The 24095-nt window shown below is 61.7% G+C and carries 21 protein-coding genes; 14 read left to right on the forward strand and 7 right to left on the reverse strand.

The genetic code is table 11. The features are described from left to right. Positions 1–160: 160 nt before the first annotated feature. Positions 161–1816, reverse strand: a complete 1656-nt coding sequence (locus ACODSV_RS16105) for an acyl-CoA dehydrogenase family protein (protein ID WP_150054936.1) — start codon at positions 1814–1816, stop codon at positions 161–163. Between the two features lie 189 nt (positions 1817–2005). Continuing rightward, the gene (locus tag ACODSV_RS16110) at positions 2006–4405 is read right to left on the reverse strand and encodes a hybrid sensor histidine kinase/response regulator (protein ID WP_150055106.1); all 2400 of its coding nucleotides are present in this window, start codon (positions 4403–4405) and stop codon (positions 2006–2008) included. A 288-nt stretch (positions 4406–4693) separates the two neighbouring features. Between ACODSV_RS16110 and ACODSV_RS16115 the strand changes: the two genes are divergently transcribed. From ACODSV_RS16115 to ACODSV_RS16130, 4 genes are all read left to right on the forward strand, one after another. Continuing rightward, the gene (locus ACODSV_RS16115; protein WP_024077557.1) at positions 4694–5491 is read left to right on the forward strand and encodes a hydroxymethylpyrimidine/phosphomethylpyrimidine kinase; all 798 of its coding nucleotides are present in this window, start codon (positions 4694–4696) and stop codon (positions 5489–5491) included. Positions 5492–5509: 18 nt separating this feature from the next. Then, entirely contained in the window at positions 5510–6139 is a 630-nt protein-coding gene (gene thiE / locus ACODSV_RS16120) for a thiamine phosphate synthase (protein ID WP_150055105.1), read from the forward strand. An 11-nt stretch (positions 6140–6150) separates the two neighbouring features. After that, the gene (hemL, locus tag ACODSV_RS16125; RefSeq protein ID WP_024077559.1) at positions 6151–7434 is read left to right on the forward strand and encodes a glutamate-1-semialdehyde 2,1-aminomutase; all 1284 of its coding nucleotides are present in this window, start codon (positions 6151–6153) and stop codon (positions 7432–7434) included. Positions 7435–7658: 224 nt separating this feature from the next. Continuing rightward, the gene (locus ACODSV_RS16130) at positions 7659–8213 is read left to right on the forward strand and encodes a tetratricopeptide repeat protein (RefSeq protein ID WP_024077560.1); all 555 of its coding nucleotides are present in this window, start codon (positions 7659–7661) and stop codon (positions 8211–8213) included. A 144-nt stretch (positions 8214–8357) separates the two neighbouring features. Here ACODSV_RS16130 and ACODSV_RS16135 read toward each other — a convergent pair whose 3' ends face one another. Then, positions 8358–8684, reverse strand: coding sequence for a DUF1820 family protein (locus ACODSV_RS16135; protein WP_003194436.1), 327 nt, complete (start codon positions 8682–8684; stop codon positions 8358–8360). A 131-nt stretch (positions 8685–8815) separates the two neighbouring features. On the opposite strand from ACODSV_RS16135, the gene miaB reads away from it, so the two are divergent. The 5 genes from miaB to lnt all read left to right on the forward strand — a co-directional run bounded on the left by miaB (position 8816) and on the right by lnt (position 14232). Then, positions 8816–10144: a tRNA (N6-isopentenyl adenosine(37)-C2)-methylthiotransferase MiaB gene (gene miaB / locus ACODSV_RS16140; protein ID WP_024077561.1), complete on the forward strand. Its 1329-nt coding sequence runs from the start codon at positions 8816–8818 to the stop codon at positions 10142–10144. A gap of 218 nt (positions 10145–10362) precedes the next feature. Beyond that, positions 10363–11367 carry a PhoH family protein gene (locus tag ACODSV_RS16145; protein ID WP_024077562.1) on the forward strand — a complete coding sequence of 335 codons (1005 nt, stop codon included), beginning with the start codon at positions 10363–10365 and terminating at the stop codon, positions 11365–11367. After that, positions 11360–11818, forward strand: coding sequence for an rRNA maturation RNase YbeY (gene ybeY / locus ACODSV_RS16150; RefSeq protein WP_024077563.1), 459 nt, complete (start codon positions 11360–11362; stop codon positions 11816–11818). The genes ACODSV_RS16145 and ybeY overlap by 8 nt, the downstream gene beginning before the upstream one ends. Before the next feature lie 42 nt (positions 11819–11860). Then, the gene (locus ACODSV_RS16155; RefSeq protein WP_010206772.1) at positions 11861–12700 is read left to right on the forward strand and encodes a CorC family transporter; all 840 of its coding nucleotides are present in this window, start codon (positions 11861–11863) and stop codon (positions 12698–12700) included. Between the two features lie 8 nt (positions 12701–12708). Continuing rightward, complete coding sequence (gene lnt / locus ACODSV_RS16160) at positions 12709–14232, forward strand: apolipoprotein N-acyltransferase (RefSeq protein ID WP_150055088.1); 1524 nt, start codon at positions 12709–12711, stop codon at positions 14230–14232. A 122-nt stretch (positions 14233–14354) separates the two neighbouring features. On the opposite strand, the gene ACODSV_RS16165 is transcribed toward lnt, so the two are convergent. Together ACODSV_RS16165 and ACODSV_RS16170 are read right to left on the reverse strand one after the other, a co-directional pair. After that, complete coding sequence (locus tag ACODSV_RS16165) at positions 14355–15116, reverse strand: YdcF family protein (RefSeq protein WP_069077079.1); 762 nt, start codon at positions 15114–15116, stop codon at positions 14355–14357. 107 nt (positions 15117–15223) lie between these two features. Then, on the reverse strand, positions 15224–15541 hold the full coding sequence (locus ACODSV_RS16170; protein WP_102624170.1) for a hypothetical protein: 318 nt from the start codon (positions 15539–15541) through the stop codon (positions 15224–15226). A 262-nt stretch (positions 15542–15803) separates the two neighbouring features. Here ACODSV_RS16170 and leuS point away from each other — a divergent pair, with 262 nt between their 5' ends. The 5 genes from leuS (at position 15804) to ACODSV_RS16195 (ending at position 21962) form a co-directional block, all read left to right on the forward strand. Then, entirely contained in the window at positions 15804–18410 is a 2607-nt protein-coding gene (gene leuS / locus ACODSV_RS16175; protein WP_024077568.1) for a leucine--tRNA ligase, read from the forward strand. A gap of 89 nt (positions 18411–18499) precedes the next feature. Then, on the forward strand, positions 18500–19105 hold the full coding sequence (locus ACODSV_RS16180) for an LPS-assembly lipoprotein LptE (protein ID WP_024077569.1): 606 nt from the start codon (positions 18500–18502) through the stop codon (positions 19103–19105). A gap of 39 nt (positions 19106–19144) precedes the next feature. Next, on the forward strand, positions 19145–20182 hold the full coding sequence (gene holA / locus ACODSV_RS16185) for a DNA polymerase III subunit delta (protein WP_150055651.1): 1038 nt from the start codon (positions 19145–19147) through the stop codon (positions 20180–20182). A 228-nt stretch (positions 20183–20410) separates the two neighbouring features. Next, positions 20411–20575, forward strand: coding sequence for an alternative ribosome rescue factor ArfA (gene arfA / locus ACODSV_RS16190; RefSeq protein WP_003176285.1), 165 nt, complete (start codon positions 20411–20413; stop codon positions 20573–20575). 61 nt (positions 20576–20636) lie between these two features. Further along, positions 20637–21962, forward strand: a complete 1326-nt coding sequence (locus tag ACODSV_RS16195; protein WP_150056137.1) for a lytic murein transglycosylase — start codon at positions 20637–20639, stop codon at positions 21960–21962. A gap of 68 nt (positions 21963–22030) precedes the next feature. Here the strand turns inward: ACODSV_RS16195 and ACODSV_RS16200 are convergent, their stop codons facing one another. Next, positions 22031–22951: a S66 peptidase family protein gene (locus ACODSV_RS16200; protein WP_150056136.1), complete on the reverse strand. Its 921-nt coding sequence runs from the start codon at positions 22949–22951 to the stop codon at positions 22031–22033. Between the two features lie 139 nt (positions 22952–23090). Next, positions 23091–24092: a lipoyl synthase gene (lipA, locus tag ACODSV_RS16205; protein WP_162163623.1), complete on the reverse strand. Its 1002-nt coding sequence runs from the start codon at positions 24090–24092 to the stop codon at positions 23091–23093. Positions 24093–24095: the final 3 nt, after the last annotated feature.

Genomic DNA, 24095 nt, shown 5'->3' on the forward strand with positions numbered 1-24095 from the left:
CTGGTTCTGGGGCTGCTGCGCAGCCCAACGCGGGGCAAGCCCGCTCGCCACAACAGCCCGATCGCCAACAAAAATCCGGTCGTTTAATAAAAATTAAATCATTATATATCAATAAGTTATCTTATTTTTGGAGCTTTCCCCTCCCACACCTGGACCGCGTTCACAGAGATGAATGCGGAGTTGAGCGAGCGACGATCGCTCCAACATCCACCCCACGCGGCAAGGTGCCATACACCCGACCGGACGACTCGCCCAACCGGCTGGCGATAAACCCATCGCTGACCGCCGCATTGCCGGCTTCCAGCAGCAACTTGGCCTGCAACGCCACGGCGATGTCCTCGGTCAGTTGCCGCGCGCGGTATTGAATATCCTGGGTATCCATAAACGCCGACTTCAACTGTTCGATATGCCGCGCCAACTGCCGGTCGCCATGCCCATCGCCCAATTCGACAAACAGCGTCTCGAGCACACCCGGCTCCTTCGACAGGGCGCGCAGCACGTCCAGGCACTGCACGTTGCCGGAACCTTCCCACGTCGAATTCACCGGAGCCTCACGGTATAGACGCGGCAGGATGCTGTCCTCCACGTAGCCGGCACCGCCCATGCACTCGGCGGCTTCGTTGATCATCGCTGGGGCACGCTTGCAGATCCAATACTTGCCCACCGCCGTCACCAGCCGTGCGAACTTGGCTTCGTGCTCATCGCCCAGATGGTCCAGGGCGCGGCCCATACGCAGGCTCAGCGCCAACGAGGCTTCGCTTTCCAGGGCCAGGTCGGCCAGGACGTTTTGCATCAGCGGCTGTTCGCTGAGCACGCGCCCCCCCACCAGGCGGTGGGCGCAGTGATGGCTGGCCTGGGTCAGCGCCTGGCGCATCAAGGCGCTGGAACCAACCATGCAGTCGAAGCGGGTCATGGCGACCATTTCGATGATGGTCGGGACACCACGGCCTTCTTCGCCGACCATCCAGGCCAGGGCGCCACGAAACTCGACTTCGCTGGACGCGTTGGAGCAGTTGCCCAGCTTGTTTTTCAAGCGCTGGATATAGAACTCATTGCGCGTGTCATCCGGGCGATGCCGGGGTAGCAGGAAACAGGTGAGGCCCTTGTCGGTCTGGGCCAGCGTGAGGAAGGCGTCGCACATCGGCGCCGAACAGAACCACTTATGCCCGACCAACTCATAGGCTTGCCCAGGGCCACCGGCCCCTACGGGGTAAGCGCGGGTGGTGTTGGCGCGCACGTCAGTGCCGCCCTGTTTCTCGGTCATGGCCATGCCGATGGTGGCGCCGGCCTTGTGGGCGATGCCGACGTTGCGGGGGTCGTATTGGGTGTTGAGGATTTTTGGCAGCCAGGCCTGCGCCAGGTCCGGTTGTAGGCGCAGGGCGGGCACACAGGCGAAGGTCATGGTGAGCGGACAACCCGTGCCCGCTTCGGCCTGGCTGTGCAGGTAAGTCATGGCCGCACGGGCCACATGCGCGCCAGCTTGCGGATGAGCCCAAGGCAGCGAGGGCAGGCCGTGTTCGACGGCGGTGCGCATCAGTTCGTGGTAGGCCGGGTGAAACTCCACCAGGTCGATGCGATGGCCATAACGGTCATGGCTTTTGAACACCGGCTTGTTCTGGTTCGCCAGGAACCCTGCTTCCATCAGCGGCCCACCGGCTAACGCGCCGTAGGTATCGATGCGCGCCTCTGCCCAGCCCGCGTCAAAGCGACGCGACCAGTCTTGCAGGGGCAGGTCGATGCGATACAGGTTGGCACCGTCCAGGGACGGCGGCTGGTTGGTGACGTCGTGGGTTTCGGCGAACTGATGCAGGTTCATGGTGGCCTCCAGAAAAAAGGCCACGTCGATTGTTGCTGTTTGTAGGCGGGCTTGCTCGCGAAGAACGTCAACGATAACGCGTGCATCCTGGATAAACGCGTTGCTCTCAGGTTTTTCGCGAGCAAGCTCGCTCCTACAGGGTACGAATCGATTGAGGCCGGTTTTTTCAGTTAAGCACCGTCAACCGCCTTAAAAAAGTGGCATACGCGCCGAATGTCCGGCGCTTTCGCCCTCTTGCGGGCATAACACGCGACGTTCCAGCACCGCTTGCAACGCCTCGAAACGCACAGGCTTGGCCAGGCGATCAGTGATACCAATGCCATGGCAGCGCTCACGCTCCGACGCATTGAGCGACGAACTCAAGGCGATCACCGGCAACTCACCACAGCCCGGCAACGCCCGTATCCGACAACACAACGAGAACCCACCTTCAGGCACGTCCAGCAAGACCGCGTCGAAGGTGCCCGCCTGCAAGGCCGCCAATGCGGTCGGGCCGCTGTCCACGGTTTTCACCCGATAGCCCAGTTTGAGCAACATGCCGCGTACCACCAACTGGCCGACGCTGTTGTCATCCACCAACAACACCGCACAATCCTGCGGCGCGCGTCGCTGCTCAGGCGCCGGGCTCGTGACTTTGGGCGCGGGCGGTACGGCATCGACGTCCATCTCCAACTGGAAGCGGCTGCCCTTGTGCGGCTCGGAATGGTGGGTGAGACGCCCGCCCAGCAGCTCGATCAATTGCCGGCAGATCGCCAGGCCGATACCCAGGCCGCCGTATTCGCGGGTGGTCGAACCATCAAGTTGGAAGAAGCGCTGGTACAGAGTGGCCTCGTCAAGGAAGGCGAAACCAATGCCCGTGTCAGTGACGATAAAGCTCAGGTGCAGGCCACCGTCGCTGCGGGGCACGCCCACCACGCGCAGGCGCACCGTGCCTTGGTGGGTAAACTTGAAGGCGTTGTCCAGCAGGCAATCCAGGCACTGAAGCAGTTTGTCGGCATCGCCGATCACGCGGTCGGGCAGTTCATCGGCCACGTCGATGGAAAACCCCAGGCCCTTGTTCTGCGCACTGGCGCTGAACTGCTGGCGCAAGGCGTCGAGCACGCTGCGCAGGCTGAACACCTCGGGCTTGGCACTCAGGCGTCCGGCCTGCAACTCGGTAAGGGTGAGGATGCCGTTGACCATGCGCATCATGTCTCGCGCCGAGCCAGCGGCCGTTTGCTGGTACTGCGCCAGGTCGCCGTCCAGAGGCACGGTTTGCATCAGTTCCAGCGAGCCGATCACCCCGTTCATGGGGGTGCGCAGTTCGTGGGTCAGGGTGGCGAGGAATTCGTCCTTGAGCCGGTTGCTGCGGGCCAACTGCTGGTTGAGCACTTCCAGCTTCTGGCTGGCGTCGAACAGGATTTGCGCCTGTTGCTCGCGCATGCCGTTGATGCGGTCCGCCAGGGCCAGGGACAACAGCGCCACCTCAATGGCCGAGCCAATCTGGCTGGCGTACATGGTGAGGAAGACGTTGGGCAAGTAGCCCAGCACCATCATGGTATTGACCACCCCGCCCAGCAGGAACGCGGTCCAGGCGATGATGAAATACCGCGCCATGCGCTGCCCGCAGCACCAGGCCTTGATGGCGGCGATGAAGATGGTCACGGTGAACACCAGCGCCAGGCCGGTGGCCAGGCGCAAGGCCAGCGCGTAACTGGTCATCAGCGAGAGCAGCATCACCACCGCCCCGCAGGCCACCAGTGCCAGCAACAGACGATTGATCCAGCGACTGTGTTGGGCAGTGTGCAGGAAGCTGCGGGCGAACAGGCTGCCAAACAGCGCCGCCGAGCCAATCAGGAACGGCACCGCCGCGTTGGTCCACCACGGGTTGTCCGGCCACAAATATTCCGCCGCCACCCCATTGACCGACAATTGGTACAGGCCGAACGAGGCGATGTAGAGGATGTAATACAGGTAACTGGTGTCACGCACGCTCAGGTAGATGAACAGGTTGTAGATCAACATCCCCAGCAATACGCCGTAAATCGCCCCCAGTACATACAGGCGCAAGGGTTGTTCTTCCAGGTAGGCGGTGCCGGACCACAGCGTCAACGGGGCCTGGATCGAGCCTTGGCTTTGCAGGCGCAGGTAGAGGGTTTCCTGTTGATTGGGCACAAAGTTGAGCTTGAACAGGTAATTGCTCTGGCGCACCTCCCGGCTGGAAAAAGGCAGCGCGCTGCCGGTGCGCGCGGTGAGGCGGTAGTTGCCGGTGGGGTCGCGCTGGTACAGGTCCAGGTGGTTCAGTGGCGGGTAGGCCAGTTCCAGGAACCAGGTACGTGGGGAACGCGGGTCTTGGGCCAGGTAATGCAGGTCGATCTTGAGCCAGAACACCGAGCGCGAATAGCCGGCATTGAGGGTGGCTTTGTCATGGGGCTTGAACTGTGCGGCGTAGACGGGGGAACTCACATCGGCGATGGTCAGGGCGTCGGTCGGGTCTTCGAGCACCTGCATGGCGCGGCCCAGTGGCAAGCTTCGCGTGTCCTGAGTGAACTCGATGGCGCTGGCGAACATTGGCAGTCCGCACAACAATAAAATCAGCAAATAGCGCATAGAGCCCCAGCGTGACCTGTCCGGTTATGTCAAAAAGCCCCCCATTCCTTTTGAGAAGACGAATACCGGCGATACAGTAAGTTGTTTGGATCCACTCTAGCATAGCCGCTAGAGGCCATTAGACACCATTGAAATAATTTTTTGAAAGGCTCTAGAACGCGGCTTACAGAGGGTTTTACAACCCGTAACGGATACTAGCAAACAGCCATAAATACCCCTGTATCCGGGCAAAATTCTGCCAGCGCCAGACGGCCACGCCAAAAGCGTTTGGTGGTAAGCTCGCGCTCCATGAATATCTACAGCTCTCGCCCTGTTGTCCTCTGTCTCTCCGGCCATGATCCCAGTGGGGGCGCCGGCTTGCAGGCAGATATCGAAGCCCTGCTCGCCCAGGGCTGCCATGCGGCTCCGACCGTCACCGCCCTGACCGTGCAGAACACCGTCAATGTCAGCGACTTTCGCGTACTCGATCGCGAGTGGGTAATGGCCCAGGCCAATGCCGTGCTCAGCGACTCCGAAGTCGCGGCGGTCAAGCTGGGCATGCTGGGCTCTACCGCGATGGTCGACACCGTGGTCGAACTGCTGCAGGCGCATCCGCACCTGCCGGTGGTGTGCGACCCGGTGCTGCGTGCCGGCGGCGGTGGTAGCCTGGGCAAGGATGAAGTCGGCTACGCGATGCGCGAGCGGCTGTTTCCACTGTCGCTGATCGCCACACCCAACCTGCCCGAAGCCCGCATCCTTGCAGAGCTGCCCGACGGCACCGCGGACGAATGCGCCGAAAAGCTGCTGCCGTATATCAAGCACCTGCTGATCACGGGCGGCCATGGCGACGAACACGAAGTGCACAACCGCCTGTACAGCCGCGACGGCACGCGCCAGACCTTCACCTGCCAGCGCCTGCCCGGCAACTATCACGGATCGGGTTGCACCCTGGCCAGTGCACTGGCCGGGCGGATCGCCCAGGGCGAGGGCCTGGTGAGCGCCGTACAGTCTGCCCTCAACTACACTTGGCGTACCCTGCGTGACGCCGAACAACTCGGCCAGGGCCAGTTCGTGCCTCGCCGGCTGCCGCTGGATTTCTGCTCGTAAGACCAAGAGGCCTGCCCGATGAAATTACGTGGCCTTTACGCCATTACCGACGGCCAACTGTTGGCCGGCAAATTCCTCGCCTATGTCGAAGCGGCATTGGACGGTGGCGTGACCTTGTTGCAGTACCGCGATAAAAGCACCGACGAAGCCCGGCGCCTGCGCGAAGCCGAAAAGTTGCGGGAGCTGTGCTCTCGCTACAAGACCCAGTTGATCATCAACGACGATGCCGAATTGGCTGCGCGCCTCGGCGTCGGCGTACACCTGGGCCAGACCGACGGCCCACTGACCCCGGCGCGTGCCTTGCTGGGTTCCAAGGCGATCATCGGCGCCACCTGCCACAGCCAGATCGAACTGGCCGAGCAGGCCGCGAAGGAAGGCGCCAGCTATGTCGCCTTCGGCCGCTTCTTCAATTCCAACACCAAGCCTGGCGCGCCCGCCGCCACTGTCGAGATGCTGGCCCAGGCCCGCAAGCGCCTGCAATCGCCGATCTGCGTGATCGGCGGCATCACCCTGGAGAACGCCGAACCGCTGGTGGCCCACGGTGCTGACCTGCTGGCCGTGGTGCATGGCCTGTTCGGCGCCGAGAGCACCCAGGAAGTCACGCGCCGCGCCCGCGCCTTTAACGATCTTCTTAAATATTCCGTTTAGAGAGCCCGACCATGTCCCGTTCCGAAAGCCTGTTTGCCAATGCCCAGAAACACATCCCCGGTGGTGTGAACTCCCCCGTGCGTGCGTTCAAGAGCGTCGGCGGCACGCCATTGTTCTTCAAGCATGCCGAAGGCGCCTACGTCACCGACGAAGATGACAAGCGCTACGTCGACTACGTTGGTTCCTGGGGTCCAATGATCCTCGGCCACAGCCATCCTGAAGTCCTCGACGCCGTCCGCCAGCAATTGCAGCACGGCCTGTCCTACGGCGCGCCGACCGCGATGGAAACCGAGATGGCCGACCTGGTCTGCTCGATCGTGCCGTCGATGGAGATGGTGCGCATGGTCAGTTCCGGCACCGAAGCCACCATGAGCGCAATCCGCCTGGCCCGTGGTTTCACCGGCCGCGACAGCATTATCAAATTCGAAGGCTGCTACCACGGCCACTCCGACAGCCTGCTGGTCAAGGCCGGTTCCGGCGCACTGACCCAGGGCGTTCCGAGTTCGGCCGGCGTACCCGCCGCGTTCGCCAAACACACGCTGACCCTGCCGTTCAACGACATTGCCGCGGTCGAGCAGATGCTCAGCGAAGTCGGCCAGGACGTGGCTTGCATCATCGTCGAGCCGGTCGCCGGCAACATGAACTGCGTACCGCCGGCCCCGGGCTTCCTCGAAGGCTTGCGCGAGCAGTGCGACAAACACGGCGTGGTACTGATTTTCGACGAAGTGATGACCGGTTTCCGTGTCGCCCTCGGCGGCGCCCAAGCGCACTATGGCGTCACGCCAGACCTGAGCACCTTTGGCAAGATCATTGGCGGCGGCATGCCGGTGGGCTGCTTTGGCGGCAAGCGTGAAATCATGCAGCAGATCGCGCCGCTGGGCCCGGTGTACCAGGCGGGCACCCTGTCCGGTAACCCACTGGCCATGGCGGCCGGCCTGACCACCCTGCGCCTGATCAGCCGCCCGGGTTTCCACGCCGAGCTGACCGACTACACCACTCGCCTGCTGGACGGCTTGCAACAGCGCGCCGATGCCGCCGGTATCCCGTTTGTCACCACCCAGGCCGGTGGCATGTTCGGCCTGTATTTCAGCGGTGCCGACGATATCGTCACGTTCGAGGACGTGATGGGCAGCGATGCCGACCTCTTCAAGCGCTTCTTCCACCTGATGCTGGAAGGCGGCGTGTACCTGGCGCCGAGCGCCTTCGAGGCGGGTTTCACCTCGATCGCCCACGGCGACGCCGAGCTGAAACTGACCCTTGACGCCGCCGAGCGCGCCTTCGCCGCCCTGAAATAAACAGGTGCACACTCTGATGCTGCCCTCGGCAGCGTCAGATTTTCTACTTTGCCTACAGCGTTTTCCTTATTTTTTCGAGAATTCACCTGCAATCCGGCAGATAACTTGCCCAACCAGCAGAAAAACGAGTAAAGACTTTGTAAGCAGAGGCCTGCTTATTTCATAATGCGCGCTTATTGGACCCCCGAGGGTCCGCGTGCCCCGTCAGAGGTAAGTCGATTCCCATGAAACGCACCGGCCGCACCCTGGTCCTGGGCTGCCTGTTGCTCCTTCAGCCGCTGCTGGCACATGCACAAGCAGGCGGCAACTCGTTGTTAATCCCAGCGATGGGTCGTTGCACCCTCAATACCCAGCCAGACAGCCAGGCCGAAGCCCTGAGCGCGTGCCAGAAACAGGCCGACGGCGGGGATGCGCAGGCGCAATACGAGTTGGGCGAGTTCTTCTACGACAGCAAAAACCCCGCCCGCGACCTCAACAAGGCCTTGAACTACTTCGAGAAAGCCTCGTTGCAGGGCCACGCCCAGGCGCAATTCCAACTGGGCACCATGTTCTTCCACGGTGAAGGCGTGCCGGCCAATAACGTCCAGGCGTATATCGTGCTGAAAATGGCTGCGGTCAATGGCGCCGAAGACGCGCTGGACACCGCCGACGAAGTGGCCGAGCACATGCAGCGCGATGAGCTGGAAGTGGCTACCCAGGTGCTGGGGCAGATTTTCCGCAATTACCTGCAGGAATTGCAGAGTGCCGATGGGCGTTCGCCGTTCTCACCCCTGCCCTGATCGATCTGCGGCGAGGGCGCGTGTTCCTCGCCAGCCTGCAAAGCGGGTTCACAACCCTTCACTGACTTCTATCTGACGCATCTGTAAATTGCATTGGGGCCGCTTCGAGCCCCGGCGGGAGTAAGCGTCCTCGTCACAAACGCCTTACTTTTCGGGCATCGGCATCGGAAACGGCATGACATTGCTCGTGCCACGGGCTTCGCTGATCTTCGGTGTTCCCAGGCGCTCGACTTCATCGATGCGCACAATCGAATGCATCGGCACAAAACTACGCACCACGCCTTCGAACTGGGCCTTGAGTTTCTCTTCGCCCGGGTCGACGACCAACTGGGTGCGCTCGCCAAAGACGAACTCTTCCACCTCCAGGAAGCCCCACAGATCGCTCTGATAGATCTGCTTGGCGTACATTTCGAACACCTGGCCCTGGTTCAGGAAAATCACCTTGTAGATTGGAGCTTCACGTTTGGTCATGGTGGGCGAACAACACATCGGGGATATAAAAGAGGGCGCGAACTATAGCATGGCACCCGATGCACAACGCTAGGAACCAATGGGCATGCCCCCTATAATGCGCGGTTCTTTACCACCAGTTGACGATTCCCATGGCCAAGAAGCTTTATATCGAAACCCACGGTTGCCAGATGAACGAGTACGACAGCTCGCGCATGGTCGATCTGCTGGGTGAACACCAGGCCCTGGAAGTCACCGCCCGCGCCGAAGATGCCGACGTGATCCTGCTCAATACCTGCTCGATCCGCGAACGGGCCCAGGACCGCGTGTACTCGCAACTGGGCCGCTGGCGCGAACTGAAACTGGCCAACCCGGACATGGTGATCGCCGTCGGCGGTTGCGTGGCCAGCCAGGAAGGCGCCGCCATCCGCGACCGCGCGCCCTATGTCGACGTGGTGTTCGGCCCACAGACCCTGCACCGCCTGCCGGAAATGATCGACGCTGCGCGCCTCACCAGGCTGCCCCAGGTCGACGTCTCGTTCCCGGAAATCGAAAAATTCGACCATTTGCCCGAGCCACGCATCGACGGGCCGAGCGCCTATGTGTCGGTGATGGAAGGCTGCAGCAAGTACTGCACCTTCTGCGTGGTGCCTTACACCCGTGGCGAAGAAGTCAGCCGGCCGTTTGACGATGTGCTGTCGGAAATCATCCACCTGGCCGAACACGGCGTGCGCGAAGTGACCCTCCTCGGCCAGAACGTCAACGGCTATCGCGGCCAGACCCACGATGGCCGCCTGGCGGACCTGGCGGAGCTGATCCGCGTGGTCGCCGCCGTCGATGGCATCGAGCGCATTCGCTACACCACCTCGCACCCGTTGGAGTTTTCCGACAGCCTGATCCAGGCCCACGCCGAAGTGCCGGAGCTGGTCAAGCACCTGCATTTGCCGGTGCAGTCGGGCTCGGACCGCATCCTGGCGGCCATGAAGCGCAACCACACCGCCCTGGAATACAAATCCAAACTGCGCAAATTGCGCGCGGCGGTGCCGGGTATCTGCATCAGCTCGGACTTTATCGTCGGTTTTCCCGGCGAAACCGAGAAAGACTTCCAGCAGACCATGAAGCTGATCGAAGACGTCGGTTTTGACTTCTCCTATTCGTTTGTCTACAGCCAGCGTCCGGGCACCCCGGCCGCCGACCTGCTGGACGAAACCCCGGAAGAACTGAAAAAAGAGCGCTTGAACGCCCTGCAACATCGCCTGAACCAGCAGGGTTTCGAGATCAGCCGACAAATGGTCGGGTCCACCCAACGCATCCTGGTCACCGACTACTCGAAAAAAGACCCGGGCGAATTGCAGGGGCGCACCGAGAACAACCGCATCGTCAACTTCCGTTGCGACAATCCGACCTTGATCGGCCAGTTTGCCGATGTGCACATCGATGCGGCGCAACCGCATTCGTTGCGCGGGTCTCTGGTGCAATAACCCTCAAATCACCACGGCTCAAAATGTGGGAGGGGGCTTGCCCCCGATGACTGCGTGTCAGACACAGATGTTTTATCTGAACCTGCGCTATCGGGGGGGCAAGCCCCCTCCCACATTTGAATTGCATGGCGTCAGGGTTAGATAAGTGCTTTCGTACCCGCGCCACTGGCGTTATCCTCTCTTTCACCTAAACAGCCAAAGGGCGGCTAAAAGCAACCTTGAACGCACCCATAGCAGAACCCCATCGTTTCCTCCTCGAGCCGTTTGAGGCTCGCCGTTTCGCCAATCTGTGCGGACAGTTCGACGAGCACCTGCGCCTGATCGAACAACGCCTGAGCATCGAGATCCGCAACCGCGGCAATCAATTCGAGCTTATTGGCGAACCCCAGCACACCACGTCTGCAGAAAACCTGCTCCGCCGCCTCTACCGCGAAACCAAGGGTAGTGAGCTGTCGCCGGAAACGGTGCACCTGTACCTGCAGGAATCCGCCGTGGAAGACCTGGCCAACAACCCGGTGGCCGAAGCCAGCGTGGCCCTGCGCACCAAAAAAGGCATGATTCGCCCACGCGGCTTGAATCAGCAGCGCTACGTCAAAGAAATTCTCGGCAACGATATCAACTTCGGCATCGGCCCCGCCGGTACCGGCAAGACCTACCTGGCCGTGGCCTGTGCGGTCGACGCCTTGGAGCGCGAGCAAGTGCGCCGCATCCTGTTGGTGCGCCCAGCGGTCGAGGCGGGTGAAAAACTCGGCTTCCTGCCCGGCGACCTGGCCCAGAAGATCGATCCGTACCTGCGCCCGCTCTACGACGCGCTCTACGAAATGCTCGGCTTTGAATACGTGGCCAAGCTGATCGAACGCCAAGTGATCGAAATCGCCCCGCTGGCCTACATGCGTGGCCGTACGCTGAACAACAGCTTCATCATCCTCGACGAAAGCCAGAACACCACTGTCGAGCAGATGAAGATGTTCCTCACCCGTATCGGTTTCGGCTCCACCGCCGTGATCACCGGTGACGTCACCCAGGTCGACCTGCCCAAGGGCACCAAATCCGGCCTGGCCCAGGTGATCGAGGTGCTCAAGGACGTGCCGGGTATCAGCTTCACGCACTTCATGCCCAAGGACGTGGTCCGCCACCCGCTGGTGCAGCGCATTGTCGAGGCCTACGAGCGCTTCGACCATCGCGACGACGCACCGACCCAGGATGCGCGCCGCGATGCTTGAGCTTGACCTGCAGCTGGCCACCGACGCGCCCGCTCCCAGCGAAGAGCAGTTCCGTCAATGGTGCACCCTGGCCCTGCGCCAGCGCACCGCTGACTCGGAACTGACCATTCGCCTGGTGGACGAGCCCGAGGGCCGCGAACTGAATCACACCTGGCGCCAGAAGGATTACGCGACCAACGTGCTGTCCTTTCCCGCCGACGTACCCGACGAGTTGCTGGATATCCCGCTGCTGGGCGACCTGGTGATCTGCGTCGAAGTGGTCGAACGCGAAGCTCGGGAGCAAGGCAAGGTTCTTGAGGCCCATTGGGCCCATCTGGTCATCCACGGCTGCTTGCATCTGCTGGGCTACGACCATATAGACGATGACGAAGCCGAAGAGATGGAAGCGCTGGAACGAACGTTGCTTGCAGAATTGGGTCATCGCGATCCGTATGCAGACGACGAAAACTGATCGACACTTAACTGAAACAACAAAGGATTTAGAGTAATCGCTATGAGCGAAGACCGATCGAGCAACGGGCAAAAGTCATGGCTGGGTAAACTGACCCAGGCTTTTGCCCACGAGCCGAAAAACCGCCAGGAGCTGCTGGAGCTGCTGCGCGAAGCCCACCAGAACAAGTTGCTGGACAGCGAAGCGCTGGCCATCGTCGAAGGCGCCATCCAGGTGGCTGACCTGCAGGTTCGCGACATCATGGTCCCGCGCTCGCAGATGATCAGCATCAAGGCGACCCAGACCCCACGGGAATTCCTCCCGGCCGTGATCGATTCGGCGCACTCGCGCTACCCGGTGATCGGTGAAAGCCATGACGACGTCATGGGTGTCCTGCTGGCCAAGGACCTGCTGCCGCTGATCCTCAAGGAGAACGGCGACAGCTTCAACATCAAGGACCTGCTGCGTCCCGCCACGTTCGTCCCGGAATCCAAGCGCCTGAATGTGCTGCTGCGTGAATTCCGCGCCAACCACAATCACATGGCCATCGTGATCGACGAATACGGCGGCGTGGCTGGCCTGGTAACCATCGAGGACGTGCTGGAACAAATCGTCGGCGATATCGAAGATGAGCACGACGTCGAAGAAGACAGCTACATCAAACCACTGCCCAGCGGTGACTTCCTGATCAAGGCGCTGACACCGATCGAGAACTTCAACGAGTTCTTCGACAGCGAGTTCTCCGACGATGAGTTCGATACCGTCGGCGGCCTGGTGATGAGTGCATTTGGTCATTTGCCCAAGCGCAATGAAACCACCGAGATCGGTGCGTATCGCTTCCGCATCCTGAATGCCGACAGCCGTCGCATCCACCTGATCCGTCTGACACCTATTGCCCGCTAAGGACTGACATGCGCCGTTTCATCGCTCCCGGCTGGCCCGGTAACCTGCTGGCCGTGGTGGCCGGCGCCATCACCACCCTGGCGCTGGCGCCCTTCGACCTGTGGCCGTTTGCGCTGCTGGCGGTCGGACTGTTTTATGTCGGGCTGCGGGAATTGTCCCCACGCCAGGCCCTGGGCCGTGGCTGGTGTTTCGGTTTCGGTCTGTTTGGCGCTGGCACCAGTTGGATCTACTACAGCATCCACCACTTCGGCGGCGCCTCGGTGCTGTTGGCCGGGCTGCTGATGCTGGCATTCACCGCCGCCATTGCCCTGTTCTTCGCCTTACCCGCGTGGCTGTGGGCGCGCTGGCTGCGCCGCAATGAAGCGCCGCTGGCCGACGCCCTGACCTTTGCCGCACTGTGGGTCGGCCAGGAAGCCTTTCGTGGCTGGTTCCTCACCGGTTTCCCCTGGTTGTACTCCGGTTACAGTCAACTCGACGGCCCCCTCACCGGCCTCGCGCCAGTGGGTGGCATGTGGCTGATTTCCTTTGCGCTGGCGCTGACCGCAGCCTTGCTGTGCAACCTGCCACGCCTGCTCGCAACCCGGCGCAACGCCTTTATCGGCACTGGCCTGCTGTTGCTGGTGGCGCCTTGGGCAATCGGCCTGGCCCTCAAGCATCACGACTGGACCTCGCCTTCCGGCGCACCGTTAAGCGTGGCGGCGATCCAGGGCAACGTCGAACAAAGCATGAAGTGGGACCCCGAGCAGCTCAATGCGCAACTGGCGCTGTACCGCGACATGAGCTTCAGCTCCAAGCGCGTCGACCTGCTGGTATGGCCCGAAACAGCGGTGCCGGTGCTCAAGGAGTCGGTCGAGGGTTACCTGGGGATGATGGGCAAGTTCGCCGCCGAGCGGCATACCGCCCTGATCACCGGCGTGCCGATTCGCCAGGAAGTGCATCATCACAAGCGCTACTTCAACGGCATCACGGTGGTGGGTGAAGGGGACGGCACTTACCTGAAGCAGAAACTGGTGCCCTTCGGCGAGTACGTGCCACTGCAGGACATGTTGCGCGGCTTGATTGCCTTCTTCGACCTGCCCATGTCGGACTTCGCCCGTGGCCCGTCCGACCAGGCAATGCTGCAAGCCAAGGGCTATCAGATTGCACCGTTCATTTGCTATGAAGTGGTGTACCCGGAATTCGCCGCTGGCCTGTCGGCCCAGAGCGACCTGCTGCTGACCATCAGCAACGACACCTGGTTCGGCACCTCCATCGGCCCCTTGCAGCATCTGCAAATGGCGCAAATGCGTGCGCTGGAAGCCGGCCGCTGGATGATCCGCGCCACCAACAATGGCGTGACCGGCCTGATCAACCCGTATGGTCAGATCACCGCGCAAATCCCGCAGTTCGAGCGCGGCATTCTCTACGGCGACGTGGTGCCGATGCACAACCTGACACCGTATCTGCAATGGCGCTCATGGCCGTTGATCATCCTGTGCGTGGGGCTGTTTGGCTGGGCACTGCTGGCGGGCCGGATGTCCAAAACCGTCTGACCAGGCAACACCAAACCAATGTGGGAGGGCGCGCGCGCCGATGGCAATTGTTCAGACACAGATGTTTTGACTGAAATGCCGCTATCGGGGGCAAGCCCCCTCCCACATTTTGATTTGCGGTGCTATCGATAGAACAACCGATACCCCACCTGCCCCACCGCCTCGTTGAGCAACTGCCCGCTCTGCCACACTGACTTGAACTCCGGCATCCAGCCGCCCAGTGGCCGGGCGTTGTCCACGCCCAGGAAACCGACAGGCGCCGGCACCACGGTAAAGCCGGCCTTTTCAAAGCTCCAGACCGAACGCGGCATATGCCAGGCCTGGGTCACCAGCACCACGCGCTTGATGCCCTCGGGTAACAGAATCCCGGCGCTCATCTGCGCGTTTTCCCACGTGGTACGGCTGCGCTCTTCCTTCCAGCGCACCATGACGCCAAAGTCATCTTGCATCGACACCGCCATCAACTCAGCCTCGCTGGGCGGCGTCCCGTAGTGCAAACCACCGCTGGTCAACACCGGCAACCCGGATGCCTTGGCCAAACGCGCGGCATAGCGCTGGCGCTCAAGCCCGATTCCCGTGGGCTGGTCCGAACCCCAGGCCGGATCGCCACGCTCTCGGCCCGAACCCAATATCACAATGGCATCAGCGCGCTCGGCCAGGGTCGACCAGTCCTCGCGAACCAAGGGCGGTTGCGTCTCCAGGGCCCGCGCGCCCCACTCCACCACGACCGGCAAGCTCATCAGCCACATGCCCCCCAGCCCAAGGGCAAAACAGCATCCCGCCAGGCGCGGACGGCTGCGACGAAACCACCAGGCAAGCGCGAGCAACAGCAAAAGAATGCCAGGCGGCAGTAACAGTTGTTTGATGAAGTAACGAATAGGCATCGGGCATCTCCATAGATGCCCGAAGCCTAAGGTGTAACGGGGGTTGAGCGACACTATTTAAGAGCAAAGCTGTGGTTGCGATGATCAGGCAGCAACAGGAGGGTGCATTACTTGAACCGTACGGCCCGACGTTTTTCCGGGCCGCGACCAGCCAACACATCCTTGAGCCACACCACCTTGGCCGACCGCGGGGGTTCACCGTATGGCGGGGAAGCCACACCGCTCGACACCGCGCGTCCATTCCTTTCCAGGTAAGCCGTGATCAGTTCCAACTCTGCGCGGCTCAAGCCTCGCAGTTCCAACTCCACAGGCCGTTCATCACGCAATCGGTCCGCAGTACTTGCCGCATCCAGTGCCCGACCCAAGCGGTCGATCAGTCCTTGGTATACATCCGATTTAGATAACATTCGCTGCGATTCCACCATCCCCTCACCTCATTGAAGATAAGACTCACTCCCCAATAAACAGCGTAGCCCCCATGGCTGCGCCTGCCCGGTGCCGCGACAGACGGCCTCGGTGGCGCAATCAGGGTTTCCCTCGATAGAGTGGGGTCATGTATGCTACGGCGCTTCCTGTAACTCCACTTCCCGCAGGGTTTGGGCACGGACGCGCCGCTTTTTGGTGTCGATCAACCCGGACAGTGCACCGAAGAGGATTAGGCCACCCCTATCCAGTTCAAAAGTAGCCATGCACGAACAATATCAGCCCCGTGAAATAGAAAATGCCGCCCAAACCTTCTGGGACGAGCAAAAGTCCTTTGAAGTCAGTGAACAGCCAGGCAAGGAGACTTTCTACTGCCTATCGATGTTCCCTTACCCCAGCGGCAAGCTACACATGGGGCATGTGCGTAACTACACCATCGGCGACGTGATTTCCCGCTACCAGCGCATGCAAGGCAAGAACGTCCTGCAACCCATGGGTTGGGACGCCTTCGGCATGCCGGCGGAAAACGCCGCGATGAAAAACAACGTGGCTCCCGCCAAGTGGACCTACGAAAACATCGCCTACATGAAGTCCCAGCTGCGCAGCCTGGGCCTGGCGGTGGACTGGTCTCGCGAAGTAACCACCTGCAAGCCGGACTACTACCGCTGGGAACAATGGCTGTTCACTCGCCTGTTCGAAAAAGGCGTGATCTACAAAAAAAGCGGCACCGTGAACTGGGACCCGATCGACCAGACCGTACTGGCCAACGAGCAGGTCATCGACGGTCGCGGCTGGCGCTCCGGCGCGCTGATCGAAAAGCGCGAAATCCCGATGTACTACTTCAAGATCACCGCCTACGCGGACGAACTCTTGTCGAGCCTCGACGATTTGCCGGGCTGGCCTGAACAGGTCAAGACCATGCAACGCAACTGGATCGGCAAGTCCAAGGGCATGGAAGTTCAGTTCCCGTACAACGTCGACTCCATCGGCGAAGCCGGCGCACTCAAAGTCTTCACCACCCGTCCAGACACCCTGATGGGCGCGACCTACGTCGCCGTGGCTGCCGAGCACCCATTGGCCACCCAGGCTGCCCGCAACAACCCTGAACTGCAGGCGTTCATTGCCGAATGCAAAGGCGGTAGCGTGGCCGAGGCCGACGTCGCCACCCAGGAGAAAAAGGGCCTGCCGACCGGGTTGTTCGTCGAGCACCCGCTGACCGGCGAAAAGCTGCCGGTCTGGGTCGCCAACTACGTGCTGATGCACTACGGCGATGGCGCAGTAATGGCTGTGCCGGCCCACGACGAGCGCGATTTCGAATTCGCCACCAAATACAGCCTGCCGATCAAGTCAGTGGTGCGCACCAGCTCGGGCGATACCAACCCGGCCCCGTGGCAAGACGCCTACGGTGAGCACGGTGAGCTGATCAACTCCGGCGAGTTCGACGGCCTGGACTTCGCCGGCGCCTTCGACGCCATCGAAGTCGCACTGATCAAGAAAAACCTCGGCGCCTCGCGCACCCAGTTCCGCCTGCGCGACTGGGGCATCAGCCGCCAACGCTATTGGGGCTGCCCGATCCCGATCATCCATTGCGAAAGCTGTGGCGACGTGCCGGTGCCGGAAGACCAACTGCCGGTCATCCTGCCGGAAGACGTGGTGCCGGACGGCGCCGGTTCGCCGCTGGCGCGCATGCCCGAGTTCTACGAGTGCAACTGCCCGAAATGCGGCCAGCCTGCCAAGCGTGAAACCGACACCATGGACACCTTCGTCGAGTCCTCGTGGTACTACGCCCGCTACGCCTCGCCGCACTATGAAGGCGGCCTGGTGGAAAAATCCGCGGCCGACCATTGGTTGCCGGTGGATCAGTACATCGGCGGTATCGAACACGCCATTCTCCACCTGCTGTACGCACGCTTCTTCCACAAGCTGATGCGCGACGAAGGCCTGGTGAGTTCCAATGAACCGTTCAAGAACCTGCTGACCCAGGGCATGGTCGTCGCCGAGACTTACTATCGCCGCGAGGCCAATGGCGCCTACACCTGGTTCAACCCGGCGGACGTCGAACTGGAGCGCGACAGCAAGGCCAAGGTCATCAGCGCCAAGCTGATCGCCGACGGCCTGCCGGTGGAAATCGGCGGCACCGAGAAGATGGCCAAGTCGAAGAACAACGGCGTCGACCCACAGTCGATGATCGACCAGTTCGGCGCAGACACCTGCCGCCTGTTCATGATGTTCGCCTCGCCGCCTGACATGAGCGCCGAATGGTCCGACTCCGGCGTCGAAGGTTCGCACCGTTTCCTCAAGCGCGTCTGGCGCCTGGCCCATGCCCATGTCAGCCAGGGCCTGCCTGGCAAGCTGGATGTAGCGGGCTTGAATGATGAGCAGAAAGCCATTCGCCGCAGCACCCACCTGGCCATCAAGCAAGCGAGCCAGGACGTGGGCCAGCACCACAAGTTCAACACCGCCATCGCCCAGGTGATGACCCTGATGAACGTGCTGGAGAAAGCACCACACGCCACCGAACAGGACCGTGCGCTGGTTCAGGAAGGCCTGGAAACGGTCACCTTGCTGCTGGCCCCGATCACGCCGCACATCAGCCACGAACTGTGGAGCCGCCTGGGCCACAGCGACGCGGTCATTGATGCCCGCTGGCCGGTGCAGGATGACAGCGCGCTGGTACAGGACACGTTGCAACTGGTGATCCAGGTCAACGGTAAACTGCGCGGGCACATCGACATGCCTGCCAGCGCCAGCCGTGAAGACGTCGAAGCGGCCGCCCGCATCAATGAGAACGTGCTGCGCTTTACCGAAGGCCTGACGATCCGCAAAGTGATCGTGGTGCCCGGCAAGCTGGTCAATATCGTCGCGAGCTAAATCGGATCGGGCGCAGGGCTTGGGCCCTGCGCCGAACAAAACCTCCAGGGCCTCGATAAGGCCCACATGGTTTCAAGGGGAGCAACAAAATGATCAAACGCAATTTGCTGGTGATGGGCCTTGCCGTGCTGCTGAGCGCTTGCGGCTTCCAGCTGCGCGGTACTGGCACCAATGAACTGGCGATCAAGGAACTGGACGTCAGCGCCCGCGACGCCTACGGCAATACTGTGACCCAGTTGCGCCAGGTACTGGAAAACAGTGGTGTGCACGTCTACACCGGCGCGCCCTATAAGCTGGTCCTGATAAACGAGAAAGAAACCCAGCGTAACCTCAGTTACGCCAGTGCCGGCCGCGCCTCGGACATCGAACTGAGCAGTGAGCTCAACTTCGAAATCCAGGGCCGCGAACACCTGCCATTGATGGGTGACAAGGTCCAGGTGCAGAAAATCGTCAGCCACGACGGCAACAACCTGGTGGGTTCGGACTCGGAAAGCATCCAGGTGCGCAAGGAAATGCGTCGTGAATTGGTGCAACGCATGGTGGTGCGCCTGCAGATGCTGACCCCACAACAACTCGACACCTTGCAGCAAAACGCCGACAACAAGGCCAAGGCTGACGCCGACGCCCTGAAAGCCGCGCAAGAGTACGAAAACAACACGCCGAAACAATCGCCTGTTGAAGTCCCTGTCGAGTAAGCCAGACGGGGCGCCCCAGGCGCCCCGTTCGCCCAGCCTATGAAACTCACCCCCGCCCAACTCGCCAAACACCTGCAAGGTGGCCTCGCGCCTGTATACATCGTCAGCGGCGATGACCCGCTGCTGTGCCAGGAAGCGGCGGACGCCATCCGCACTGCCGCACGCCAGCACGGCTTCGATGAGCGACAGGTGTTCAGCGCCGACGCCAGTTTCGACTGGGGCACGCTGCTGCAAGCCGGCGCCAGCATGTCGCTGTTTGCGGAAAAACGCCTGCTGGAGCTGCGCTTGCCGTCGGGCAAGCCCGGAGACAAAGGCGCAGCCGCCTTCATCGAGTACTGTTCACGACCTGCCGAAGACACAGTGCTGCTGATCAGCCTGCCCAAGCTCGACGGCAGTGCGCAGAAAACCAAGTGGGGCAAGGCGCTGGTGGAAGGGACGCAGACCCAGTTCATCCAGATCTGGCCGGTGGATAGCAGCCAGTTGCCGCAATGGATTCGTCAGCGCCTGTCACAGTCGGGGCTATCGGCGACGCAAGATGCCGTCGAGCTGATCGCCGCCCGGGTCGAAGGCAACTTGCTTGCCGCCGCCCAGGAGATCGAAAAGCTCAAGCTGATGGCTGAAGACGGGCAGATCACCGTCGAGACCGTGCAAGGCGCGGTAGCCGACAGTGCGCGGTTTGACGTGTTCGGGCTGGTGGACGCGATCCTCAATGGCGAACCGGCCCACGCCCTGCGCATGCTCGAAGGGTTACGCGGTGAAGGCGTGGAACCGCCGGTGATCCTCTGGGCCCTGGCCCGGGAACTGCGGGTGCTGGCCAATATCGCCCTGCAATACAGCCAGGGCACGCCGCTCGACAAATGCTTCAGCCAGGCCCGGCCGCCCGTGTGGGACAAACGCAAGCCCCTGATGAGCAAAGCCCTGCAACGGCACTCGGCGCAACGCTGGGCGCAATTGCTGCTGGAAGCGCAGCGCATCGATGCGCAGATCAAGGGCCAGGCAGCCGGTTCGCCGTGGATGAGCCTGAGTCGTTTGTCGCTGTTGATGTCCGGACAGCGCCTGACACTCCCCGCCGAATAGCCCCCCCTCTTAAAAACACCGCAAAACCAATGTGGGAGGGGGCTTGCCTCCGATAGCGGCGTGTCAGCCACTGCATCTTCAGCTGATCCACCACGATCGGGAGCAAGTCGAATCATCGCACCGCCCTTCCCACATTTTTGACTGCGTTTACAATTCATGGGCTTTACAGCAGCCTGGCTTCGGCAGATGATTTGCACCGCTGCATCCCACCTGAAGAGAGCATCGACCATGAGCAAAAAGCCATCCAAGCATGGCCCCAACAAGGCCAAATCCATCATCGCCCAGCCACTGTTCCGCAGCCGTCAGGAACGCGCCGGCAAGGGCAAAGGCAGCTACCGCCGCGAAGCCTTCCAGTCTAATAGCTGGGAGGCTTCTTACTTTCTGGCTGCCTGAAGGCAAGCGCCCCTCCGGCATGATAAGGTCTGCACCTGATTTGTAATCCCTGGACCTGTGCATGCCCTCTAGTCTTTCCCGTCGTTGGCACCTTCGCCAATTGATCGCTGCCTCCAGCCTCATACTGCTCGTCGCCTGCGCGGAAAAGCCCACCGCCGCGGACGCTCAACCCCTGCCGACATTGCAGACCGCCCCCGTCGCAGCGCCCGCTGTCGTGGCCCCGCTGGCCGTGGACAATCTCGACATCCAGCCCACCCAGACCTTTGCCGAATGGCAGGCCGGTTTCCGCGAGCAAGCCTTGAAGGCCGGGATTACACCCGCCGTCTTCGATAATGCATTTGCCGGTGTTACCCCCGACATGGCAGTGATCCGCGCCGACCGCAGCCAGCCGGAGTTTTCCCGCCCGGTGTGGGAATACCTCGATGGCGCCCTGTCGCCGGTGCGCGTGCGTAACGGCCAGTCAATGCTGATCAAGTACGCCGATATCCTGCAAAGCATCGAGCAACGGTATGGCGTCGACCGCCAGGCACTGGTCTCGGTCTGGGGCATGGAAAGCAACTTCGGCCAGTTCCAAGGCAATAACTCGGTGATCCGCTCCTTGGCGACCCTGGCCTACGAAGGCCGTCGCCCGGCCTTTGCCCAGGCGCAATTGCTCGCCGCACTGCAGATCATCCAGCATGGCGATATCCAGGCCGACCAGATGAAAGGCTCCTGGGCCGGCGCCATGGGCCAGACCCAATTTATCCCGACCACCTACAATACCCACGCCGTGGACTTCGATGGCGACGGTCGCCGCGATATCTGGAACAGCCCGGCCGACGCCCTCGCCTCCACCGCTCACTACCTGCAAAGCTCCGGCTGGCAGAAAGGCCAACCGTGGGGCTTCGAGGTGCAACAACTGCCGGCGAACTTCGATTACGCCCTGGCCGACGGCGGTGTACGCAAGACCGTGGCCGAATGGCTGAAACTGGGTATCCAGTTGCCACCGGGGGCCAGCATGCCGGCCAACGTTGGGCAACTGTCCGCCGCGCTGCTGCTGCCAGCCGGCTACCGTGGCCCGGCGTTCTTGGTGCTGGATAATTTCCGCGCGATCCTCAAGTACAACAACTCATCGTCCTACGCGCTGGCCGTGGGCCTGCTGTCGGAACGGTTTGGTGGAGGCGGTGTGATCCGTGGGGATTGGCCGAAGGATGAGCTGCCGCTGAGCCGTTCACAGCGCATCGACCTGCAGACGGCGTTGAGCGCCAATGGTTATGACGCGGGCAACCCGGACGGAATTATCGGCGCGAACACGCGCAAGGCGATTCGGGCGGCGCAGCAATCGTTGGGCTGGCCAGCGGATGGGTATCCGACGGTGAAGTTGCTGGAGTCGTTGCAGAACCGTTAGATCTGCTTATGGCGACGACTGCTATCGGGGGCAAGCCCTCGATAGCGGTTTAGCAAACGCCAATAGATTCAGGGCCGGACAACCACATCCTGCTCCAACACCAACTGCTGCTCCCCCGCATCCAACCGCACCAACGCGCCCATCGGCAGCGTCAGGTTCGGATCGCAATGCCCGCTGCGCCAACCGGCCAGCACGGGTATGCACAACGGCTCGAACGTCTGCTTCAGCAGGCGCTCCAGCGCAACGTTATCCACCCCCGCCACATCCCCTACCAGCACACCGGCGACCTGAGCCAACTTGCCCGCCAGACGCAGGTGCGTCAGCAGACGGTCGATGCGGTAGATCGGCTCGTTGACGTCTTCGATAAACAGGATGATGCCCTCGGCATCGATTTCGTAGGGCGTCCCCATCACCGCCGCGATCATTGACAGGTTGCCCCCCAATAAGCGCCCACAGGCGATACCAGGCTCGATCGTAGTCAACGGGTAGGCCACCGGGTGCACCAACACACTGCCTGCGCCCAGCTGGCCCCGCAGCAGGTTGAACAGTGATGACTCGGTGGGGGGTTGCTTGCCGCCAAGCAAGTCGGCATTCAGCATCGGGCCGTGGAAGGTCACAAAGCCCGCATAGCGGCTGATCGCAAGGTGCAAAGCGGTGATGTCGCTGTAGCCCACAAAGGGTTTGGGGTTGGCGCGCAGCAGGTCGAAGTCCAGCGCGTCGAGCAGTCGCGGTGTGCCGTAACCACCACGCAAACAGAAGATAGCGTCGATTTCCGGATCGGCAAAAGCGGCGTGCAGGTCACGCAGACGTACTGCATCACTGCCGGCGAGGTAGCCGTCGCGTTCATAGACACCGGGGGAAATTCGCAGATCGTAGCCGCGCGTGCGCATCCATTGGCCAGCCTTTTCAACGTCCAGCACGGCAGGGCCGGCGGGAGCGATCAGGGCGATGGTGCCTTCAGAGCGAAGGGCTGGAACGGCTGCAGTCATACACAACTCTCCCTAACTAACGCGGAACGAAATGTGGGAGGGGGCTTGCCCCCGAAAGCGGTGGATCAGCCAGCACATGGAGTGACTGACATACCGCAATCGGGGGCAAGCCCCCTCCCACACTGGGTCTCAATCCCTATCAGGAAACCAGGCTAGCCTTGACCAGCTTGGCTTGCTCATCGGCGTGGTACGAGGAACGTACCAGCGGGCCCGACGCGACGTTTTTGAAGCCCATCTTGTAGCCTTCCTCGGCGAACCAGGCAAAGGTGTCCGGGTGCACGAAGCGCTGTACCGGCAAGTGGCTGCGGGACGGTTGCAGGTACTGGCCCAGGGTCAGCATGTCGATGTCGTGTTCGCGCATGCGCTTCATGACTTCGATCACTTCTTCGTCGGTTTCGCCCAGGCCCAGCATCAAGCCGGATTTGGTCGGAATATGCGGCATCATCTGCTTGAACTTCTGCAGCAGGGTCAGCGACCACTGGTAGTCCGAACCCGGGCGCGCGGCCTTGTACAGGCGCGGCACGGTTTCCAGGTTGTGGTTGAACACATCTGGTGGCTCGGCGGCGGTGATTTCCAGCGCCACGTCCATACGGCCACGGTAGTCCGGGACCAGGGTTTCGAGCATCACGTTCGGTGACAGCTTGCGGATTTCGCGGATGCAGTCGGCGAAATGCTGGGCGCCGCCGTCACGCAGGTCGTCACGGTCTACCGAGGTGATCACCACGTACTTGAGTTTCAGGTCGGCGATGGCGATGGCCAGGCTTTCCGGTTCGTTGACGTCCAGTGGCTTCGGCCGGCCGTGGCCGACGTCGCAGAACGGGCAACGACGGGTGCAGATGTCACCCATGATCATGAAGGTGGCGGTGCCGCCGGAGAAGCACTCGCCCAGGTTCGGGCACGATGCTTCTTCGCACACGCTGTGCAGCTTGTGCTTGCGCAGCAGGGCCTTGATCCGGTCGACTTCCGGCGAGACCGGAATACGCACGCGAATCCAGTCAGGCTTTTTCGGCAGTTCGGTCGTCGGAATGATCTTGACCGGGATGCGTGCAACCTTTTCGGCGCCGCGCAGCTTGACGCCGGCTTCCACCTTGGCACGCGGGGCCGGGGCCGGACGCTCGGTAACGTCCAGCGTCGGGATCATGGT

This window comes from Pseudomonas sp. FG86, from assembly GCF_057808775.1.

What these genes read in the sequence shown, in the direction of transcription:
- hemL (WP_024077559.1), top strand. Translation starts at nt 6,151, where the DNA reads ATGTCCCGTTCCGAAAGCCTGTTTGCCAATGCCCAGAAACACATCCCC.
- arfA (WP_003176285.1), top strand. Translation starts at nt 20,411, where the DNA reads ATGAGCAAAAAGCCATCCAAGCATGGCCCCAACAAGGCCAAATCCATC.
- ACODSV_RS16195 (WP_150056137.1), top strand. Translation starts at nt 20,637, where the DNA reads ATGCCCTCTAGTCTTTCCCGTCGTTGGCACCTTCGCCAATTGATCGCT.
- lnt (WP_150055088.1), top strand. Translation starts at nt 12,709, where the DNA reads ATGCGCCGTTTCATCGCTCCCGGCTGGCCCGGTAACCTGCTGGCCGTG.
- ACODSV_RS16165 (WP_069077079.1), bottom strand. Translation starts at nt 15,116, where the DNA reads ATGCCTATTCGTTACTTCATCAAACAACTGTTACTGCCGCCTGGCATT.
- miaB (WP_024077561.1), top strand. Translation starts at nt 8,816, where the DNA reads ATGGCCAAGAAGCTTTATATCGAAACCCACGGTTGCCAGATGAACGAG.
- ACODSV_RS16200 (WP_150056136.1), bottom strand. Translation starts at nt 22,951, where the DNA reads ATGACTGCAGCCGTTCCAGCCCTTCGCTCTGAAGGCACCATCGCCCTG.
- lipA (WP_162163623.1), bottom strand. Translation starts at nt 24,092, where the DNA reads ATGATCCCGACGCTGGACGTTACCGAGCGTCCGGCCCCGGCCCCGCGT.
- holA (WP_150055651.1), top strand. Translation starts at nt 19,145, where the DNA reads ATGAAACTCACCCCCGCCCAACTCGCCAAACACCTGCAAGGTGGCCTC.
- ybeY (WP_024077563.1), top strand. Translation starts at nt 11,360, where the DNA reads ATGCTTGAGCTTGACCTGCAGCTGGCCACCGACGCGCCCGCTCCCAGC.
- ACODSV_RS16170 (WP_102624170.1), bottom strand. Translation starts at nt 15,541, where the DNA reads ATGGTGGAATCGCAGCGAATGTTATCTAAATCGGATGTATACCAAGGA.
- ACODSV_RS16135 (WP_003194436.1), bottom strand. Translation starts at nt 8,684, where the DNA reads ATGACCAAACGTGAAGCTCCAATCTACAAGGTGATTTTCCTGAACCAG.
- thiE (WP_150055105.1), top strand. Translation starts at nt 5,510, where the DNA reads ATGAAATTACGTGGCCTTTACGCCATTACCGACGGCCAACTGTTGGCC.
- leuS (WP_024077568.1), top strand. Translation starts at nt 15,804, where the DNA reads ATGCACGAACAATATCAGCCCCGTGAAATAGAAAATGCCGCCCAAACC.
- ACODSV_RS16115 (WP_024077557.1), top strand. Translation starts at nt 4,694, where the DNA reads ATGAATATCTACAGCTCTCGCCCTGTTGTCCTCTGTCTCTCCGGCCAT.
- ACODSV_RS16105 (WP_150054936.1), bottom strand. Translation starts at nt 1,816, where the DNA reads ATGAACCTGCATCAGTTCGCCGAAACCCACGACGTCACCAACCAGCCG.
- ACODSV_RS16155 (WP_010206772.1), top strand. Translation starts at nt 11,861, where the DNA reads ATGAGCGAAGACCGATCGAGCAACGGGCAAAAGTCATGGCTGGGTAAA.
- ACODSV_RS16110 (WP_150055106.1), bottom strand. Translation starts at nt 4,405, where the DNA reads ATGCGCTATTTGCTGATTTTATTGTTGTGCGGACTGCCAATGTTCGCC.
- ACODSV_RS16180 (WP_024077569.1), top strand. Translation starts at nt 18,500, where the DNA reads ATGATCAAACGCAATTTGCTGGTGATGGGCCTTGCCGTGCTGCTGAGC.
- ACODSV_RS16130 (WP_024077560.1), top strand. Translation starts at nt 7,659, where the DNA reads ATGAAACGCACCGGCCGCACCCTGGTCCTGGGCTGCCTGTTGCTCCTT.